This window comes from Mycolicibacterium obuense (genome assembly GCF_055397605.1).
In genome coordinates this window covers 2,041,627-2,059,821 of the sequence record NZ_AP043663.1, presented here as the reverse complement: position 1 = coordinate 2,059,821, position 18,195 = coordinate 2,041,627, and the positions used below count along the sequence as shown (strand labels likewise).

Genomic DNA, 18,195 nt, shown 5'->3' with positions numbered 1-18,195 from the left:
GAATCGACACCGTCACACGGTCGCCGTGGTCGGAGTGTGCTCGGTGCCCGCCGACGACACGTCGAGTGCGGTGTCGGGCAGAGCGCCCGCGGGCTTGTCGAGTTTGAGCACCTTCGTGCCGCGGGCCCAGATCTCGTCGAACAGTGCGGGTTCCTCCGAGAGCTTGGTGCCCAGCGACGGCACCATCGTCTTGATCGTGGGAAGCCAGCTCTGGTAGCGGTCACCGAAGCACCGCGACATCACCTCGAGCATCGCGGGCACCGCGGTCGAGGCGCCCGGCGAGGCGCCGAGCAGGCCGGCGATGCTTCCGTCGGCAGCCGAGAGCACGGTGGTGCCGAACTCGAGAACGCCACCCTTGCCCTTGGCCTTGCGGATCACCTGCACGCGCTGACCGGCGATGTCGAGCTCCCAGTCCGAATTCTTCGCACTCGGCGCGAACTCCCGCAGCGCGTCGACGCGCGCCGATTCGCTCAGCAGCAGCTGGCCGATCAGGTAGCGCAGCAGCCCCATCTCCGTGAGCCCGACACCGAGCATCGAGACCAGGTTGTTCGGTTTGACCGACAGCGGCAGATCGGTGATCTTGCCCTGCTTGAGGAACTTCGGGGACCATCCGGCGAACGGCCCGAACAGCAGCCACGAGCGACCGTTGATCACCCGGGTGTCCAAGTGCGGCACCGACATCGGCGGCGCACCCAGCGGCGGGAGCCCGTACACCTTGGCCTGATGACGCGCAGTGAGATCGGCGTTGCCGCTGCGCAGCCACTGACCGCCCACCGGGAAACCGCCGAAGCCCTTGGCCTCCTTGATGCCCGCCTTCTGCAGCAGCGGCAGCGCACCGCCGCCGGCTCCGACGAACACGAAGCCCGCGTTGAACTTTCGCTTCTGGCCGGTGCGGCGGTTGACGACCTTGACCGTCCACCGCCCGTCGGAGCCCTGGTCGAGATCGGTGACGTCGTGGCCGAAGAGTGTCGACATGCCCTTCTTGGCGCCGAAGCCGATCAACTGCCGCGACAGCGAGCCGAAGTCGACGTCGGTGCCGTCCTGGGTCCAGTTCAGCCCGACCTTCTCGGAGAAGTCGCGTCGCTCCGCCATCAGCGGCAGCCTGCGGACGAACTCGTCGCGGTCGTCGATGAACTCCATCGTCGAGAACAGCGGGTTGGTCACCAGCGCGTCGTACCGGGCCTTGAGGTACTTCACGTTGTCCTCGCCCTGCACGAAGCTGACGTGCGGAATGGGGTTGAGGAAGCTGCGCACGTCGGGCAACACGCCGTTCTCGACGGCGTAGGTCCAGAACTGTCGCGAGACCTGGAACTGCTCGTTGACGTTGACGGCCTTGGCGATGTCGATGCTGCCGTCCGGACGCGCCGGGGTGTAATTGAGTTCACACAGCGCCGAGTGGCCGGTGCCGGCGTTGTTCCAGGGATCGCTGCTCTCTGCGGCCGCGCCGTCGAGACGCTCGACCAGCGTCATCGACCAGTTCGGCTCGACCAGGCGCAGCAGCGCCGACAGGGTCGCGCTCATGATGCCCGCCCCTACCAGCAGGACGTCGGTCTTCTCCGCTTCAGACACCAACTCGATCGGCCCTTCGTGGTCGCGTCCCCGTTGCTCACGGCTTACCGGTGTTCAGGTTATCCCGCCGCGCGCGGTCACAACCCGCCGACCACCTCGCCCACTAAGGTGGCTGTCGTGTCCGGATGGCAGCCCGATGTCCTGCCCGGGTACTGGCAGACCACTTTCGCGCTGGGGCCCGACCCCGACGGAGAGGGCGATCTGGAAGCCACTCTGGTGCGCCGGGGACCCGCCGATCCGGGGGCTCGGCACGCCGTCCTGATGGTGCACGGTTTCACCGACTACTTCTTCAACACCGAATTCGCCGATCACCTGGCCGCCCGCGGCATCGCGTTCTACGCAATCGACCTGCACAAATGCGGTCGCTCTCATCGCGCGGGTCAGACACCGCACTTCACCACCGACCTGGCCCGCTACGACACCGAGCTCGAGCGTGCGCTGGCGACGATCGCCGGGGAGACCGCAGCGGACGTGCTGGTCTACGGGCATTCGGCCGGCGGGCTCGTCGTCACATTGTGGCTGGATCGTCGCCGCCGCGGCGGCGCTCGGCTGGATCGCCGCCGTGACGCGCGGCCTGCGGTGTCGGGTCTGGTGCTCAACAGCCCCTGGTTCGACCTGCAGGGCCCGGCGATCCTGCGCGCGGCGCCGACCACGGCTGCGCTGCGCGCCGCGGGGCGATTGCGGTCACGCACCGTGGTGCGGCGCCCGACCCCCGGCGGCTACGGCACCACACTGCACCGCGACTACGCCGGCGACTTCGACTACGACCTGACGTGGAAACCCGTCGGCGGTTTCCCGGTGACCCTCGGCTGGATCCGGGCGATCCGCCGCGGCCACGCACAGCTGCACCGCGGCCTGGACGTCGGCGTGCCCAACCTGATCCTGCGCTCGGACCGCAGCGTGCGCGAAGTGGCCGACTCCGAGCTCATCCAGCGCGGGGACGCGGTGCTCGACGTCGCCCAGATCGCGCGGTGGGCCGGCTGTGTCGGCAACCGCACGACGGTGGTGCCGATCGCCGACGCCAAACACGACGTGTTCCTGTCGGTGCCCGAAGCCCGGCGCACGGCCTATCGCGAGTTGGACCGCTGGCTCGACTGGCATTCGGAAGAGGGAGAACCCCATGGCTGACTTCGACATCGCGATCATCGGCACCGGATCGGGCAACAGCATCATCGACGATCGCTACATCGACAAGAAGGTCGCGATCTGCGAGCAGGACGTGTTCGGCGGCACGTGCCTGAACGTGGGCTGCATCCCCACCAAGATGTTCGTCTACGCCGCCGAGGTGGCCGAACAAGTCAGGCAGGCATCGACATTCGGCATCGACGCCCGTGTGGAGGCGGTGCGCTGGCCCGACATCGTCTCCCGGGTGTTCGGCCGCATCGACCCGCTGTCGACCGGCGGCGAACAGTACCGGCGGTCCTCGCCCAACGTCGAGGTCTTCGCCAGCCACACCCGCTTCGCCGAACACAAGGGCGCGAACGGCTACCGGCTGCGTACGGACGGCGGTGACGAGTTCACCGCTGAGCAGGTGGTGATCGCGGCGGGTGCGAGGGCGACCGTGCCCCCGGCCATCGCCGACTGCGGCGTCGCGTATCACACCAGCGACACCATCATGCGGATCTCGGAGCTACCCGAGCATCTCGTGATCGTCGGAGGCGGTTATGTGGCAGCCGAATTCGCACACATCTTCTCCTCGCTGGGGACCCGGGTGACCATCGTGCTGCGCGGCACCACGATGCTGACGCACTGCGACGACACGATCTGCGAGCGGTTCACCGACCTCGCGGGCAAGAAGTGGGAGATCCGCAGCCGCCGCAACATCGTGCGCGGCTCGTCCGACGAGTCGGGGGTGACGCTCACGCTCGACGACGGCGCCACGGTGCACGCCGACACGTTGCTGATCGCCACCGGCCGGATACCGAACGGCGATCTGCTCGACGCCCACCACGCGGGCGTGGAGGTGGTCGACGGACGGGTCACCGTCGACGAGTATCAGCGCACGACCGCGCGCAACGTCTTCGCCCTCGGTGACGTCAGCTCGCCGTACCAGCTCAAGCACGTCGCCAATCACGAAGCCCGGGTGGTGAAGCACAATCTGCTGCAGGACTGGGACGACACCGAGAACCTGATGCCGGTCAATCACCGCAACGTGCCGTCGGCGGTGTTCACCGATCCGCAGATCGCGAGCGTCGGGTTGACCGAAAACGAGGCGCGCGCAGCGGGTTACCGCATCCGCTCCAAGGTCCAGGACTACGGGGATGTGGCGTACGGCTGGGCTCTGGAGGACACGACGAGCTTCGCCAAACTCATCGTCGACGACGAGAGCGGGCTGCTCCTCGGTGCGCACATCATGGGCCTCCAGGCGTCGTCGATCATCCAGCCGGTGATCCAGGCCATGGCCTTCGACCTGCCCGCGCAGGAGGTGGCGCGCAGCCAGTACTGGATTCACCCGGCGCTGCCCGAGGTGATCGAGAACGCGCTGCTGGCGCTCTGCGGCGAGCCGCCGTGGCCACCGTCCAGACGGCACTAGGGGCACCTCAGGCTGCGCGCAGGTAGCCACGGTCGGCGGCGACGTCGACGAGAAGCCGGCGCAGCGCGTTGCGACCCCGGTACACCCGCGACATGACGGTGCCGAGCGGGATGTCGAGGATCTCGGCGATCTCTCGCTGCGGCAGTCCCTCCACGTCGGCGTAGTAGACCGCGATGCGCTGGTCTTCGCCGAGTTGGCCGAGTGCATACCGCACCTCGTCGTCACCAAGGGCGGTCAGCGGATGCGCCAGTTCATCACTGATGCCAGCCACGAGCTGCGCACACCGCTTGCGGCGATCCATGGCTACGCCGAGCTGACCCGCCAGGACAGCGATGTCCTGCCCGAGACCACCGAATACTCATTGGCGCGTATCGAATCCGAGGCGCAGCGGATGAGCGATTTGGTCAGCAATCTGCTGCTGCTGGCCCGCTTGGACGACGGCCAGGATCGTCAGATCACCGATGTCTACGAGACCGAGCTGGTGGTCGACGCGGTCAACGACGCCGCGGTCTCCGCACCAACGCACCAATGGCCGACCCGGGTGCCGGACGGCGCGGTGTGGGTGCGGGCCGACCGCGCCCAGCTACACCAGGCGCTGGCCAACCTGCTGTACAACGCCCGGGTGCACCTACTCTTATCTTCCCCTGTCGCTGGCAAAGACCCAGCGTTAATGGTGTATGAACAGGTACTTTGCGTCAGCTTCTAGCGAAACGAGTTTTAAGTCATGTAAGTTAAGTCCCGTGATCGGATAACCACTCGGCTGTCCGGCCGGCCAGGAAGGCGAGCCAGTGAAGTCGTGGTTGTCGAAGATGCGCCGGGTTGCGTCCAGCAGAGTGGTGTACGAGTCGGACCTGATCAGCGGTACCGGCGTGTCGTAGCCGAGTGATTGAAGGTCATCGCGTGATTCTTCGAGGGACCGACCAAAGTCACTCGAGCAAAGAAGGAACACACGCGATGACCACTGCCCACAATATCGACCTGCCCACCGTGCTGGCCGAACGACTCACCACCACCCACCCCGACGTCCTGCGCGAGCTGCTCGCCACGTTCATCCACACCCTGATGGGCGCCGAAGCCGACGCCCTGTGCGGCGCCGGATACGGCGAACGCAGCACCGACCGCACGAACTCCCGCAACGGATACCGGCACCGCCAATTCGACACCCGCACAGGCACAATGGACCTCGCGATCCCCAAGCTGCGGCAGGGTTCCTACTTCCCGGAGTGGCTGCTGGAACGCCGCAAGCGCGCCGAGCGGGCCCTGACCACGGTCGTGGCGACCTGCTACCTGCTCGGGGTGTCCACCCGGCGAATGGACAAGCTCGTCGAAACCCTCGGCATCACCAGCCTGTCGAAGTCGCAGGTCTCGGTGATGGCCAAGGAACTCGACACCGCGGTCGAGGCGTTCCGCACCCGACCACTGGACGCCGGCCCGTACACGTTCGTCGCCGCCGACGCCCTGGTCCTGAAGGTCCGCGAAGGCGGCCGCGTCGTCAACGTGCACGCGCTGATCGCCGTCGGGGTCAACAACGAGGGCCACCGCGAAATATTGGGCATCGACGTCAGCACCGCCGAAGACGGCGCCGGCTGGCTCACGTTCTGGCGATCGCTGACCGCTCGCGGCCTCTCCGGGGTCAAGCTGGTCACCTCCGACGCTCACGCCGGGCTGGTGGCCGCGATCGGCGCCACCCTGCCCGGAGCTGCCTGGCAGCGCTGCCGAACCCATTACACGACCAACCTGATGGCGCTGACCCCGAAGTCGTCGTGGCCGTGGGTGCGTACCTTGCTGCACTCGGTGTTCGACCAACCCGACACTGAATCGGTTGCCGCACAATATGATCGGATCATCGACGCGCTGTCCGACAAGCTCCCGAAAGTCGCCGACCACCTCGAAGCTGCCCGCCCGGACCTGCTCGCATTCACCGCGTTCCCCAAGGCGATCTGGCGCCAAATCTGGTCGAACAACCCCCAGGAGCGACTCAACAAGGAAATCCGCCGGCGCACCGACGTCGTGGGCATCTTCCCCGACCGCAACGCGCTGATCCGCCTCGTCGGCGCCGTGCTGGCCGAACAACACGACGAATGGGCCGAGTCCCGTCGCTACCTCGGCCTGGACGTCCTGAGCAAATCCCGAGCCGCCCAGAACTCACCGACCGAACAGGAGGACGTGCCAGCGGCCCTGACCGCCTGAACCATCACCTCGAAGAATCACACGACGACGTCGTACACCACGTCCCGGGACTTGACCATGCGCCGCCGCCCAGGCGTGGTGGCCATCGGCGCTGTATCAGCGTTCGCAGAAGCCTTTGCGATTAACAAATTGACATCGCCCCCGACGGAGTGGTGGTGGTGGGTGGTCGCGGTCGCCGCACTCGTGGGCGCTGCAGCCTCTGCGATCATCCTCGAGCGCACTGAGATCGACGGCGAAGACGACAGGCACACCACGCAAATCGACGGCTCGGCTTCGACGGGCGGTTCTAACGTGCAGCAGTCGACTTCGTCCGGCAACAATATTTCGGCCGACCATGGATCGTTTGCCGCAAACCACGTCGAGAATGTCGGCGACATCAACATCGGCGCTGCGGAATCGGCGCGCGATGAGCCGGATGGCGATGGGAGCGTTGGCAATGACGACCGACGGGCCAGCTGAAGGGCCCGCAGCACAAGCCGCGGTGGTGGTCACGGCAAAAGATCGCTCAGTCGCCATCAACACCGTGAATGCAGTCAATACACTTGACGTCAGCGGTGCGAAATCGGTAACGATGAACATCCATGGCCCTGTCGGTTCTGCAGTCGGAGTAGGGAGCGCAGGTCCCAATCCGCTCGATACCGCCAACGCGGTCCTGCTCGGACCTCTCGCCAGTACAGACGCCCAAGGTCTCCTTGAACAGGCCAATCAACTGTTCGACGCGGATCCATCCACGGCGCTCGAATTGCTGCGCGAAGTCCAGAAACGATTGAGGGATGCTGGCTTCCATGTCCACGCATCGGAATTCAACGACCGCGTCGCAGCTCTCTGCGTGGCTACGGGTGACGAGACCACGGCCGTTCTCCTAATGATGACCGCGTTGTGGGAGGCCGACACCACAGCCAGTTCTATGCGAGCACAGAAAGTCTTGTCCGAACTGCAAAGTCTTGCAGGATTTCCGGACTTCGGGCCATATGATCCGGAGTCCGCTCGGTCTCCACTTCTCGGCGCTGCCGTCCAGGTCGCTGAATTCGTCGCCGACCATCTACAAGCTCCAGTACCACTACCAGACGAATTCCCCGGCGATGCAGTAGCCCTTCTCGACGAATTAAATCGTGCACGGACTTTGTTATTCGCTGCCGAACACGCTCTCGGGGACGATAATTCGTCGTGGATAGAAGCCAACCGACAGATTATTGAGGCATCTGTTGAAGAGGTCGCTCAATCAGACCAGCCGGTTGCCATTCGCCTCAGGCTGGCAGTAGCCGATGCCACCGGGGAGTGGGACAATTTGCTTCGGGTTACCAAGGCTGGCATTCCCCGAGAGCTCAAGGCGCTAATCCACGCAAGGTATGCCCGTTCGCGATTGCGGCAAGCTGCGCCGGCCGACGCGGACGAGGGCTGGCGTGAGGCGGTCGAGGAAGCGTGCCTGTCGGCCCGTTATGAGGATGCAGCCGATTGGCTGTTCAGCCAACGATATGTCGCGAATCGCTTCGGCGGAATGTTCGAGGATAAGTACTACCCGCTTGCTCAAGGGCTCCTCAGTAGGCCTTCGGAACCGCGGATTATCCCGGCAGCTAGGCAAGTCCGTGAACAGGCACTGGCCGCTCTGCACTTTGATCGGCCCAGGGTTGCCGCTATCAACCTTCGGCGCCAATTGCTTGAAGCCATCAGGTCTGCCTCCTTCGTCGATGAACGAGAAGCGCGGACAATGCTTGGTACCCACTACCTCGCATGCGGCGAGCTACCCCTCGCAACGATCTACAGCATCGCCGGCGGTGATTACGAGACGGCCCGGAAAGTGGCAGATGCCTTCGGCGACTCTTACCACGACGTAACAAATTTGATCGCAAGCCCTCTGTCGTGGGTGAGTGCGAGTGCGTTCCAATTCGCTGCGCAACAGGCAGATCTGATTCCAGACGACAACCTCAACGCAGTTGTGGCGCAGGCATTTCAAGTGATTAGGGACGTAGAGTCGGGCAATCTTCTCGACTCACCGGTGTTCAGCCCGTACATGCGTCGCTCAGCTTTCGGCCTCCTCGCCGCGCTATCGCAACGATTCACACCTGAAGACGCGCGGTCAGTGCTGGACATGCTCGCCGGATCAGTTGTGGTCGAGAAGCATCATTACCGAGACACCGACGAGAGTCATATTCGGATCGCCGCCGGCATCGCGCAATCACATTCTGTCGAGCTGCGTGAGATCGCCACGGACCAACTGCTCGGATTATTCGAGCGAGAACCACACCATTTCGGGCGATTCGAGCAGAAGGCGCTGGCGGTCAACATCGACTATGCCCGAGATCGGCTAACTGAGATGGCGGCTGGCAGCCACCGCGATGCCGCGGCACTTCTCGCCTATCTTGATGCGGGAGAGACAGACCCATCGGCCGCCGCGGCCGCCGCGGAGCGCCTGAGTAGCCCCTCAACGGCCAACGCGAATGGCTTTAGCATGGGAACAGGAGCGATCAACGATTCGCTCGTTGCAATGAGCCTGCCGACCGAGGATCGCGTGGCCTGCGTTGAGATGCTGCTGTCGAATGCAACGGAGCCGTGGGAGCCTGCTACGAATCGCGATGACTACCTGCGTGCTGCCATCAATCTCGTCGATGAGATTCCCGAAGAGGTGCGCCGGTCTTGTTTCGACAAAGCGATGGCTCTGGCATCGAACGCGTCCCGCTCGGGAGCAGATGCCCTACATGACTCCATGAGCAATCCGTTGGGCGCTGTCACAGTTGACGATGGGAGTGATGCCCGGCCGGCAGCTGTTCAGCTGGCCGCCAAGCTGGCCGTGTCGACCGATGAGAAGCAGTTGGTTCGAGACGCAGCGCTTCGACTCATTGGCGTGGGCAGCGACAGCGACTTTCGTGTGACCAGTGCCCTGCAGAAAGTCCGTTCGGAGATTGGCGACGATCACGTTGGCCTTCTGGCGCAGCAGCCGAGTTGGGCTCTCCGCAGCCTTGCCGCGCAGTGTTGGTCTCATTCGACGACGTTGCCGGAAGCGTTGGGGCTCGCGCTGGCTAACGACGAAGACGTGCGTGTCAGAAGGGCACTCGCTACCGAGCTGGGCACGACGGACGATCATCGAGATTCTGAGGTGAGAACGTTGCTTTCGATGGACCCCAGGTGGTCCGTGCGCTCATTGCTCAGCTAGTGGCCGCGGGCGCATCGTGTGCCGAGTCTTGACCATCGTCTAGGCGCATCTGATGTCGAATGTGGATGACACGCTTAGCGCGTTCGGAGTCCCTGAGGAGGGAACGGAGACGGACGTTACCGCGCCCCTCATGCGGCTCGAAGGAATCCGATTTTGGCGCCGTATTCACACCTGGAAGTCTAGATCCGCCACGTTGTGCCTGCCCGAAAACGATAGCGACGTCGCACGGCAGAGACCCTTGATACGAGGTCACAGCTGCCTTCTTTGGCGCGGCGCACCGTATCAGTCACTGTCGGGCGGCTGACCCTTCGCTCGTTCCGATGAGTTGCTCGGAATCATGCGCCGCAAGCTCGTACGTGCCGCTGACAGGTCGTCTTCAACTTCCTGCAGTCTCACGCGCGTGAGAGCCAACTGCTCTTCCAGAATTTGGTTCTCGCCCTGATAGCGGATATTGGAGGCGCCCAGCTCGTCAATGCGCTCGCGGAGCGATTGAGCTGCCTCTGCTTCCAGTTGCTCACCTAACCGACCGCGCAGCAAGCATTTAAGCTTGTTCACTTCGTCGCGTAGCCGCCTATTTTCCTGTCGAACAAGCTCCAAATCAGTCCGAAGACTGGCGTCTGAAGCGGCACGCCCTAACAATTCGTTTCGCTTCGGTTCGGCAGCCTGGGCTTCGCGCGCTGCCAGGATGTATTCGCGTACGCCGTCTGCGTAGACGAGCCACTGGGACACTTTTGCAGCGCGTGATACTGCCGCAAAAGTGATCTCGGCACCATCGCGCTTCATCGCGTCGACGGTCCGAAACACTTCATTGCGCTTTCGAAGCGATTCGCTTTGTCGTGCTTCGCGGAGGACATCTCCGGGCTTGCGCTTGTTCCCGGCTGCGGTCACGGCTACTCCTCTCGATCGGCGCCGTTGTTGACGGTTCTCAGGGGTACTGCAGACCCGAACTCCGGAACGCTCGGACGCACGATCTGCAGAGCCGGCCTTTGCCGATTATGACGGTGCATGACTGGACCATGCATGGCGACTCCGTCACCGACGGGTCATTACCCGTCGCGGTGAAGAGCCATGCCTCCTGATCCCACTGCTCTGCGCGCCACTTCGCATGGCCGTTGACGCGCAACCAGTTTGACCAGCGTTGAGCGCCGGGGAACTGCGTAACCGCTTGAGTCGAGGCTGGTTCCGACATCAGTTCGACCGGCCACTTGGGCCAACAGTTTTAACTGCTTCCCCCATTGCTTCGTCCGGGGGATGCCTGTAAATCTGCATCGACGCGGCAGACACATGCCCAAGCAGTGACTGGACGACGTCTCGCGATACCCCGGCAGACAGCCAGCGGGCGGCCGCAGAGTGCCTGAACATATGAGGCGTCACGGGGTATCCGACTGCGGCAGAGGTTCGCTCGAAAAGCTTCTTCACATTGTGATACCGCATCGGAGCTCCGATTGGCGGTCGGTACAGGTTGACGAAAACGAAATCCGAGGTGTCCTCATCAACCAATGAGTAACGTTCACGCTGATATGTGCTGTACAGCTCAGAAACGACACTGGTCACGGGAATCGAGCGTTCGTATCGGCTCTTTGCGAGAGCTCCATTAGCATTCAAGCGTCGACGGATGTGCACGTGAGGCCCCACAGTGGAGCATCCCAAGGCCGCACTCGAGGAGAGGAAGTGCATATCCTCGCGCCGGAGCCCTAACGCTTCACCGATGCGTATACCCGATTCAGCAAGCAGCCCGAATAATAGCCGATCTCGGGGCCGTTGTGCCGACTCAAAAACTGCAGCAATTTGATTGTCGCCCAGCATTCTGGGCCGGGTCTCTGCCTGTGGCAGCTTGAATGAGCGGGCTTGTATCGTGCGGAATTGTTGCCGCTCACCCCAGTCGTAGCCCGGAGGTCGGTCTCGAAGAGACTGACGACAATTAAGACTTTGCACAACCTCAGGTGCAATCCACTCACGAGTTGCAGCAAATCGCATGAACTCGGAAACCGAGGTCAGGATCGCATTAGCAGTTTTCGGTGACCGGAAATATGGACTATTTCGACCGCCACGGCCGATGTCCGGCAGAACCGGTTCGGCGACCAATCTAATAAGAAATGTCGTCAGATCGCCATTCGACAACGTCTTCCATTCCAACCGCTCAGATGAGCAGTACGTCAGGAAGAGTGCAATTCGTCCCGCATAGACACGCTCGGTGTTGGACGACCTCCCTGCGGCGCGCAGCCAAGCCAGATAGGCACTGGCTTCCGGATGGAGGCCAAAGTGCTCGTTGACGATCACAAGGACCGTCGAGCCGTCGCTCGGCAGAACGGCCCTCTCCACGACGAACGTATCGCCCACAGCCAACAACGATATCCATCGTGTCGTCGACAGGCCTGATAACGGACTGTTCCGTTATAGGGCAGCACTCTGTCTGGCTCCACAAGTGCTCAAATCCAGGGGTAGATAAACCCCGGCCGGCACCACCGTCACCACCTCGATCGCGACCGGACGCGGCGACGCCGATGTGCTCGGGGGCGAGCCTTTCGTGGCGATGACCGTCGCCGACGACGGACCCGGCATCGACGCCGCGGTCCTGCCCCATCTGTTCGGCCGGTTCGTTCGCGCCGACTCGTCACGATCCCGGGAGACCGGCAGCTTCGGTCTGGGGTTGTCGATCGCCGCGTCCATCGTCGAATCCCACGGTGGCACCATCAGCGCCGAATCTCGGTCAGGATCAACGTCGTTCACGATTCGGCTGCACGCGGCAACCGCGCCGCTCAGTTCACAAGACCCGGCGCCTGCGTCGTCGCTGCGGTGAACCGCCGCTGGACATCGGCCCAGTTGACCACATTCCAGAAGGCCTTCACGTAGTCGGCTTTCACGTTGCGGTACTGCAGGTAGTAGGCGTGTTCCCACATGTCGACCTGCAGCAGCGGGATGACGCCCAGCGGCACGTTGCCCTGCTGGTCGAACAGCTGGAAGGTCAGCAGCCTGCTGCCGAGCGTGTCGTAGCCCAGCACCGCCCACCCCGAGCCCTGTAACCCGTTGGCCGCAGCGGTGAACTGTGCGCGGAAGGCGTCGAAGGAACCGAACTGGTCGTCGAGGGCTGCGGCCAACTCATCGACAGGCTTGTCTCCGCCGTCCGGCGACAGGTTCTTCCACCAGATCGTGTGGTTGACATGCCCGCCGAGGTGGAACGCGAGGTTCTTCTCGTGCAGGAAGATCGCACTGTGGTCGCCGGCACCGCGCGCCTCCTCCAGTGCGCCGATCGCGTCGTTGACGCCCTTGACGTAGGTCGCGTGGTGCTTGCTGTGGTGAATCTCGTTGATCTGTCCGGAGATATGGGGTTCGAGCGCCCCGTAGTCGTAGTCGAGATCGGGCAGCGTGTACTCCGCCGTGGAAGCCGTAGAAGCCGTAGAAGCCGTAGAAGCCATGGAAATCCTTTCGTCGTCGACGCCCACGACTATATCTGTTCACCTGAACAGATGAGCAGCCTTGTGTTAGGCTCGTGGAGCGGGGCCGGCCGCGGCAGACGTCGATGCAGCACATCACGCACCTACCGCGGCGGGACCCGCGCCAAACATTGGGAGACAGGCAATTCAGGGCGTCGGAACCGCGAAGCCCCAGGGCAGTTCCAGCCGATGCGCAGCCAGCAACTCGCCATCGGAGAGCACCTCGGCGATCGGGCCGTCGGCCACCACAGCGCCGTGGTCCATGATCACCGCGCGGGTGCACAACTGCGCGGCGTACGGCAGATCATGGGTGACGATCATCATCGTCGCCTCCAGCCCGGCCAGCGTCTCCGCCAATTCCCGTCGAGCCACCGGATCCAGATTCGCCGACGGCTCGTCGAGCACCAAAACCTCTGGTTCACAGGCTAATACCGTGGCCAGCGCGGCCCGTCGCCGTTGCCCGCCGGACATGTGGGCCGGGCTGCGCGCCGCCAGCTCGGACATCGACACCGCCGCCAGAGCCGCGGCCACCCGTGCCTCGAGCTCGGCGCCGCGCAGCCCGAAATTCGCCGGGCCGAACGCGACGTCCTGAGCCAACGTCGGCATGAACAACTGGTCGTCGGGGTCTTGGAACACCAACCCCACGCGGCGGCGGATCTCACGCAGGGTGCTGCGCACCACCGGCGTCCCGCCGATCTCCACCCGACCCTGCGATGCGCTCAGCACACCGTTGAGGTGCAGCATCAGCGTCGTCTTTCCCGCCCCGTTGGGCCCGAGCAGCGCGACCCTCTCCCCCGGTGCGACGTCGAGATCGACACCGGAGAGCGCGGTGTGCCCGTCCGGATAGGTGTAGTGCAGGTCCTCGACGTGTATCGCTGTGATCGGCGAATCCGGGCTCATCGGATCACCCAAGCAGAGGCCGCGACCAGCACCGCAGCCGTGGCGGGCAGCAGCGCGAGCACCCATTGCCGCGACGACGCGGCAGCCGGACATCCGGCACCGAGCGCCAACGGCGGCACCCGTCCGTCGAAGCCGCGGGACAGCATCGCCAGGTAGACCCGCTCGCCGCGTTCATAGGACCGCAGGAACAACGCCCCGACACCGGCAGCAGTCGCGCCGATCTGATGCAGCATGCGCGGTGAATCACCGCGAGACACCCGGGCCAGCCGCATGCGTCGGATCTCCGCGGCGAGCACGTCGACATAGCGGATCATCAGCGTCAGCATCGACACGATCACTGCCGGCACACGCAGCCGGCTGAGCGCCACGGGGAGCTCGCGCGCTGTCGTGGTGGCAGCCACGGTCAGCGAGGCGGCCACCCCGAGCGTGCCCTTGATGACGATGCCCCACGCCGCGTACAGACCGGCCACCGACAGCGACAGTCCGCCGACCCTGACCTGCTCGCCGCCCTCGGCGAACGGCAGCAGTACCGCAAGCACGACGAATGGTGCCTCGATGAGCATCCGAGGCAGCACCCACCGCAGCGGGATCTTCGCCACCGCCCACACCATCAGCACGATCAGCGCGTAGACACCGAAGGGCCAGAACAACTCTCGCGGCGTGGCGACGACGGCCAGCACGAACGCCACCAGCGTGACGATCTTCACCTCGGCGGGCAGCCGATGCAGCGGCGAATCACCGTCGCGGTAGAGCGGATGCGCGTGGCCGGCCCCCATCGGACGGGGTCAGTCTTCAGTCGTGGGCGCGACGGGCGCCGACGCCCGGCGCGAGCGGGCGATCAGCCAGAAGGCACCGGAGGCGATGAGCACGGTGACCGCGACACCGGCCACGCCGGCCACCCCGCCGGTCCCGTCGCGTCCGCCGATGGAGTAGTCGGCCAGCGGCGAGTGCGAGAGCACATGCTCGCCGGCGTGCTGGGCGATGCAGTCTCCCTGCAGGTGCTCGCCATCGACGGTCTCGACCCGCTGGCAGCCCTGCAGTGTGGCCGAATCCAGCCCGTCGGGGCTCGAGCTGGCCAGGTAGGACAACCCGCCGGCGATGATCAGCGTTGCCACGGCGAATGCGGCCCAGAACCGCCAGCGGCGGGCCCCGGTCATGCCGCCACCGCGGCCGGGGTGCGCGTGGTCCGCAGCAGGTAGACCAGGTCGGGACGAGCGCGGACGACGGCGACCACCGTCAGCGCAGTGATGATGCCCTCGCCGATGCCGATCAGCACATGAGTGCCGAACATGTAGGACGCCACCGTGGTGAGCGACGACGAGCCCGCCCCACCGAGGGCGTATTCGAGCACGAACCCCATCGCGGCGCACACGGTGCCCACGACCGCGGAGACGAACGCGACCGCACCCACCAGCGGAACAGACACGTCAGACCGCACCCGACGAACGAGACGGTAGGTCAGCACCGCGGTGCCGTAACCCGCGGCAACCCCGATCAGCGCCATGTTGGTGATGTTGGTGCCCAGCGCCGTGATGCCGCCGTCGGCGAACAGCAGACTCTGCACGACGAGCACGATCGCCACACACAGCGCGCCGGTGAACGGGCCGACGAGGATCGCGGCCAGCGCGCCCCCGAGGAGGTGGCCGCTCACCCCGGGCAGGATCGGGAAGTTGACCATCTGGACCGCGAAGATGAACGCGGCGACCAGGCCGGCGAGCGGCACGGTGCGCTCGTCGAGTTCCTCCCGGGCCCGCCATGCGCAGAGGCCGAGCGCGACCAGGGCCAGCACCCCGAACAGCACCGAGACCGGGGCGTTGACGATGCCGTCGCTCATGTGCATCGCCTGGTAAGTGACGTTCACATCGGCGAGCGTATGACCCTTGTGATCATCTGTCTAGCTGATCAGATGAGCAGGCTTTCGACCTGTCGGACCTACCCGACCGGGCAGGTGTCACCCGCGGATCCGCTCCCCCGCCGGGTCGTAGAGCGACCGCAGGGACACAGAGATCGGGTAGCGGCGGGACCCGACGCTGATCTCGTAATCGCCGGCGCGTACCCAGTCCGCGTCGACCACCGAACCGTCCGGCGCCCTCAGGTACGCCAGACCCACGCACGCGCCCGTCGTCTCGCCCCAGGCCGCGGAGGTGGCCTGCCCGGCGACCACGCCGTTGCGCAGGACCAGTTCGCCACCCCACAGCATCGGATCACCCGACTCCACGCGGAATCCGGCGAGTTTGCGCGTCGGCCCGCGGCGGCGCGCCTCCTCCACCGCCGCGCGGCCCAGGAAATCGATGTCGGTGCCGAGCTTGCACGCGAACAGCAAGCCGGCCTCGACCGGGCTCTCACTGGGCGAGAGCTCACGGCCGAAGGCACGGTAGCCCTTCTCCAGACGCAGAGACTCGAGCGCGTAGTACCCGCCACGAGCGACCCCGTAGTCGGCGCCGACCCGCATCAGGTCCTCGTAGACGCCGACGGCGAACTCGGTCGGCACGTACAGCTCCCATCCCAGCTCGCCGACGTAGGTGATGCGGGTGGCGCGCACCGTCGCATATCCCAGCGACAGCAGACGGCTCGTCCCGAAGCCGAAGGCGGCGTCGGACAGGTCGGCGTCGGTGAGCGCTGCCAACAGATCGCGTGAGCGTGGACCCATGACACCGAACACCGCGTAGGCCGAGGTGGCGTCGACGATGTGAGCATCCGCGTGTGCGCTCGGCAGGTTCCTGCGTACGTGGTCCTTGTCCCGCTCGGTGCTGGCCGCGCCGCTGACGACGAGGAACTCCTGAGCGCCGGTCCGCGTCACCGTGACGTCGGCTTCGTAGGTGCCGCGCGCGTTCAGCATCCCGGTGTAGACGGCCTTGCCGATCGGCACGGCGACGTCGGCGGTGCACAACCACTGAAGTGCGGCCTCGGCATCGCGGCCGACGACGAGATACTTCGAGAACGACGTCTGGTCGAAGACCGTCACGGCGTTGCGCGTGCTGGCCTGCTCGGCCGCCGACCACACCAGCCAGTTCGGTGCGTCCCAGGTGTACTCGATCACCGGCGCCTGCCCGTCCGGGGCGAAGAAATTGGCGCGCTCCCACCCCATCTTGCTGCCGAAATTCGCCCCGGCAGCCTCCAGAAGATGGTGTACCGGCGAGCGCCGGAACGGCCGCGCGGTGGTCATTTCCCGGTTGGGCCAAGGGATTTCGTAGTGGATGCCCAGCACCTCGGCGACGCGGTCGTGCAGCCAGCGGTTGTTGCCGTTGAACGGTGCGAAGCGCCGAATGTCGACGCCGGTCAGATCCGTGGTCGGGGCGCCCTCGACGATCCACTCCGCGAGTGCCCGCCCTGCGCCACCCGCCGTCGCGATCCCGACGGAGTTGAAGCCGGCACCGACGAAGAAGTTCCGGCACTCGGGGGCCTCGCCGAGGATGAACTGGTTGTCGGGGGTGAAGCTCTCCGGACCGTTGTAGAACTTCTTGATGCCGGTGGTCTCGAGCGCCGGGATGCGCAGCAGGGCGCTGTTCATCAGGATCTCGAAGTGCTCCCAGTCTTCCTCCAGCAGTTGGAATTCGAACGGGTACGGAATCGCGTCCGGTGACACCCACGGTTTGGCCTCGGGTTCGAACCCGCCAATGACCAGACCGCCGACCTCTTCTTTGAAGTAGGTGTAGCCGTCCGGGTCGCGCAGGATCGGCAGGTCCGGGTGCACCCCGGCGATGGATTCGGAGACGACGTAGAAATGCTCGGCCGAATGCAGCGGCACGTTGGCGCCGACCATCGCGGCCACCTGTTTGGCCCACTGGCCGGCGCAGTTGACGACGATGTCGGCCTCGATGTCACCGGCGTCGGTGCGCACTCCCGTCACCGCGCCGTCGGCGGTCGTCACGTCGAGCACCCGGGTCTTCTCGACGATGCGGGCGCCGCGCATCCGAGCCCCCTTGGCCAGCGCGAAGGTCAGGTCAGTCGGATTGGCCTTGCCGTCGGCAGGTAGCCAGATCGCGCCGACCAGATCGTCGGTGCGCATGACCGGGTAGTGGTCGGCGGCCTCGGCGGGGGTGAGGAGCCGGCAGTCGAGGTCGAATGCCGCCGCGTTGGCGGCGGTGCGGCGCAGTTGCTCCATGCGGTCCTCGGTGCGTGCCACCGTGACGCCGCCGCACTGCTTGTAGCCCGCCGACAGACCCGTTTCCGCCTCGAGCTCGGAGTACAGGGTCGTCGAGTACTGCACCAGGCGCGTCATTCCCTCGGAGGCGCGCAACTGGCCCACCAAACCTGCTGCGTGCCAGGTGGTCCCGCTGGATAGCTGCCCCTGTTCGATCAGCACCACATCGGTCAGGCCCAGCTTCGTCAGGTGGTAGGCCACGCTGGTGCCGATCACTCCCCCGCCGATGATGACAGCATGGGCGCGCGTGGGCAGGGACTTCGCGGAAGTCATG

At 65.1% G+C, this 18,195-nt stretch carries 15 protein-coding genes and 2 pseudogenes; 7 read left to right on the top strand and 10 right to left on the bottom strand.

Annotation, left to right across the window (positions count from 1 at the left end):
- Nucleotides 1-12: 12 nt before the first annotated feature.
- Entirely contained in the window at nt 13-1,569 is a 1,557-nt protein-coding gene (gene mqo, locus ACZ50N_RS09795; protein WP_046365944.1) for a malate dehydrogenase (quinone), read from the bottom strand.
- A gap of 117 nt (nt 1,570-1,686) precedes the next feature.
- Between mqo and ACZ50N_RS09790 the strand changes: the two genes are divergently transcribed.
- Nucleotides 1,687-2,697, top strand: a complete 1,011-nt coding sequence (locus tag ACZ50N_RS09790) for an alpha/beta hydrolase (RefSeq protein WP_464475246.1) — start codon at nt 1,687-1,689, stop codon at nt 2,695-2,697.
- On the top strand, nt 2,690-4,102 hold the full coding sequence (mtr, locus tag ACZ50N_RS09785; protein ID WP_464475245.1) for a mycothione reductase: 1,413 nt from the start codon (nt 2,690-2,692) through the stop codon (nt 4,100-4,102). Before ACZ50N_RS09790 ends, mtr begins: the two co-directional genes overlap by 8 nt.
- A gap of 7 nt (nt 4,103-4,109) precedes the next feature.
- On the opposite strand, the pseudogene ACZ50N_RS09780 reads toward mtr, so the two are convergent.
- A pseudogene (locus ACZ50N_RS09780) lies at nt 4,110-4,340 on the bottom strand (sigma factor-like helix-turn-helix DNA-binding protein); the annotation flags it as partial.
- Between ACZ50N_RS09780 and ACZ50N_RS09775 the strand changes: the two are divergent.
- From ACZ50N_RS09775 to ACZ50N_RS09760, 4 genes and pseudogenes are all read left to right on the top strand, one after another.
- Nucleotides 4,341-4,730, top strand: a pseudogene (locus tag ACZ50N_RS09775) (sensor histidine kinase); the annotation flags it as partial.
- A gap of 326 nt (nt 4,731-5,056) precedes the next feature.
- Nucleotides 5,057-6,292: an IS256 family transposase gene (locus tag ACZ50N_RS09770; protein WP_464473616.1), complete on the top strand. Its 1,236-nt coding sequence runs from the start codon at nt 5,057-5,059 to the stop codon at nt 6,290-6,292.
- A gap of 57 nt (nt 6,293-6,349) precedes the next feature.
- Entirely contained in the window at nt 6,350-6,751 is a 402-nt protein-coding gene (locus tag ACZ50N_RS09765) for a hypothetical protein (protein WP_464475244.1), read from the top strand.
- Nucleotides 6,729-9,443: a hypothetical protein gene (locus ACZ50N_RS09760; RefSeq protein WP_464475243.1), complete on the top strand. Its 2,715-nt coding sequence runs from the start codon at nt 6,729-6,731 to the stop codon at nt 9,441-9,443. The genes ACZ50N_RS09765 and ACZ50N_RS09760 overlap by 23 nt, the downstream gene beginning before the upstream one ends.
- 282 nt (nt 9,444-9,725) lie before the next feature.
- On the opposite strand, the gene ACZ50N_RS09755 is transcribed toward ACZ50N_RS09760, so the two are convergent.
- Nucleotides 9,726-10,331 (bottom strand): hypothetical protein, encoded by a 606-nt coding sequence (locus tag ACZ50N_RS09755; RefSeq protein ID WP_464475242.1) that lies wholly within the window; start codon nt 10,329-10,331, stop codon nt 9,726-9,728.
- Between the two features lie 300 nt (nt 10,332-10,631).
- On the bottom strand, nt 10,632-11,783 hold the full coding sequence (locus ACZ50N_RS09750; protein ID WP_464475241.1) for a tyrosine-type recombinase/integrase: 1,152 nt from the start codon (nt 11,781-11,783) through the stop codon (nt 10,632-10,634).
- Nucleotides 11,784-11,976: 193 nt separating this feature from the next.
- On the opposite strand from ACZ50N_RS09750, the gene ACZ50N_RS09745 reads away from it, so the two are divergent.
- Nucleotides 11,977-12,243, top strand: coding sequence for an ATP-binding protein (locus tag ACZ50N_RS09745; RefSeq protein ID WP_464475618.1), 267 nt, complete (start codon nt 11,977-11,979; stop codon nt 12,241-12,243).
- Here ACZ50N_RS09745 and ACZ50N_RS09740 read toward each other — a convergent pair.
- The 6 genes from ACZ50N_RS09740 to ACZ50N_RS09715 all read right to left on the bottom strand — a co-directional run bounded on the left by ACZ50N_RS09740 (nt 12,203) and on the right by ACZ50N_RS09715 (nt 18,194).
- On the bottom strand, nt 12,203-12,859 hold the full coding sequence (locus ACZ50N_RS09740; protein ID WP_464475240.1) for a superoxide dismutase: 657 nt from the start codon (nt 12,857-12,859) through the stop codon (nt 12,203-12,205). The two genes, ACZ50N_RS09745 and ACZ50N_RS09740, sit on opposite strands and share 41 nt — an antisense overlap.
- Nucleotides 12,860-13,024: 165 nt before the next feature.
- Nucleotides 13,025-13,777, bottom strand: coding sequence for an energy-coupling factor ABC transporter ATP-binding protein (locus ACZ50N_RS09735; RefSeq protein ID WP_046366101.1), 753 nt, complete (start codon nt 13,775-13,777; stop codon nt 13,025-13,027).
- The gene (gene cbiQ, locus ACZ50N_RS09730) at nt 13,774-14,553 is read right to left on the bottom strand and encodes a cobalt ECF transporter T component CbiQ (protein WP_073684736.1); all 780 of its coding nucleotides are present in this window, start codon (nt 14,551-14,553) and stop codon (nt 13,774-13,776) included. The genes ACZ50N_RS09735 and cbiQ overlap by 4 nt, the downstream gene beginning before the upstream one ends.
- A 9-nt stretch (nt 14,554-14,562) precedes the next feature.
- Nucleotides 14,563-14,934, bottom strand: coding sequence for a PDGLE domain-containing protein (locus ACZ50N_RS09725; RefSeq protein WP_464475239.1), 372 nt, complete (start codon nt 14,932-14,934; stop codon nt 14,563-14,565).
- Nucleotides 14,931-15,617, bottom strand: coding sequence for an energy-coupling factor ABC transporter permease (locus ACZ50N_RS09720; protein WP_464475617.1), 687 nt, complete (start codon nt 15,615-15,617; stop codon nt 14,931-14,933). The genes ACZ50N_RS09725 and ACZ50N_RS09720 overlap by 4 nt, the downstream gene beginning before the upstream one ends.
- A gap of 111 nt (nt 15,618-15,728) precedes the next feature.
- Entirely contained in the window at nt 15,729-18,194 is a 2,466-nt protein-coding gene (locus ACZ50N_RS09715) for a GcvT family protein (RefSeq protein ID WP_464475238.1), read from the bottom strand.
- Nucleotide 18,195 lies beyond the last annotated feature (1 nt).

Coding starts and splice junctions, on each gene's coding strand:
- ACZ50N_RS09720 (WP_464475617.1), bottom strand. CDS start 15,617: ATGCACATGAGCGACGGCATCGTCAACGCCCCGGTCTCGGTGCTGTTC.
- cbiQ (WP_073684736.1), bottom strand. CDS start 14,553: ATGGGGGCCGGCCACGCGCATCCGCTCTACCGCGACGGTGATTCGCCG.
- ACZ50N_RS09770 (WP_464473616.1), top strand. CDS start 5,057: ATGACCACTGCCCACAATATCGACCTGCCCACCGTGCTGGCCGAACGA.
- ACZ50N_RS09740 (WP_464475240.1), bottom strand. CDS start 12,859: ATGGCTTCTACGGCTTCTACGGCTTCTACGGCTTCCACGGCGGAGTAC.
- ACZ50N_RS09745 (WP_464475618.1), top strand. CDS start 11,977: ATGACCGTCGCCGACGACGGACCCGGCATCGACGCCGCGGTCCTGCCC.
- ACZ50N_RS09725 (WP_464475239.1), bottom strand. CDS start 14,934: ATGACCGGGGCCCGCCGCTGGCGGTTCTGGGCCGCATTCGCCGTGGCA.
- mtr (WP_464475245.1), top strand. CDS start 2,690: ATGGCTGACTTCGACATCGCGATCATCGGCACCGGATCGGGCAACAGC.
- ACZ50N_RS09760 (WP_464475243.1), top strand. CDS start 6,729: ATGACGACCGACGGGCCAGCTGAAGGGCCCGCAGCACAAGCCGCGGTG.
- ACZ50N_RS09715 (WP_464475238.1), bottom strand. CDS start 18,194: ATGACTTCCGCGAAGTCCCTGCCCACGCGCGCCCATGCTGTCATCATC.
- ACZ50N_RS09735 (WP_046366101.1), bottom strand. CDS start 13,777: ATGAGCCCGGATTCGCCGATCACAGCGATACACGTCGAGGACCTGCAC.
- ACZ50N_RS09765 (WP_464475244.1), top strand. CDS start 6,350: ATGCGCCGCCGCCCAGGCGTGGTGGCCATCGGCGCTGTATCAGCGTTC.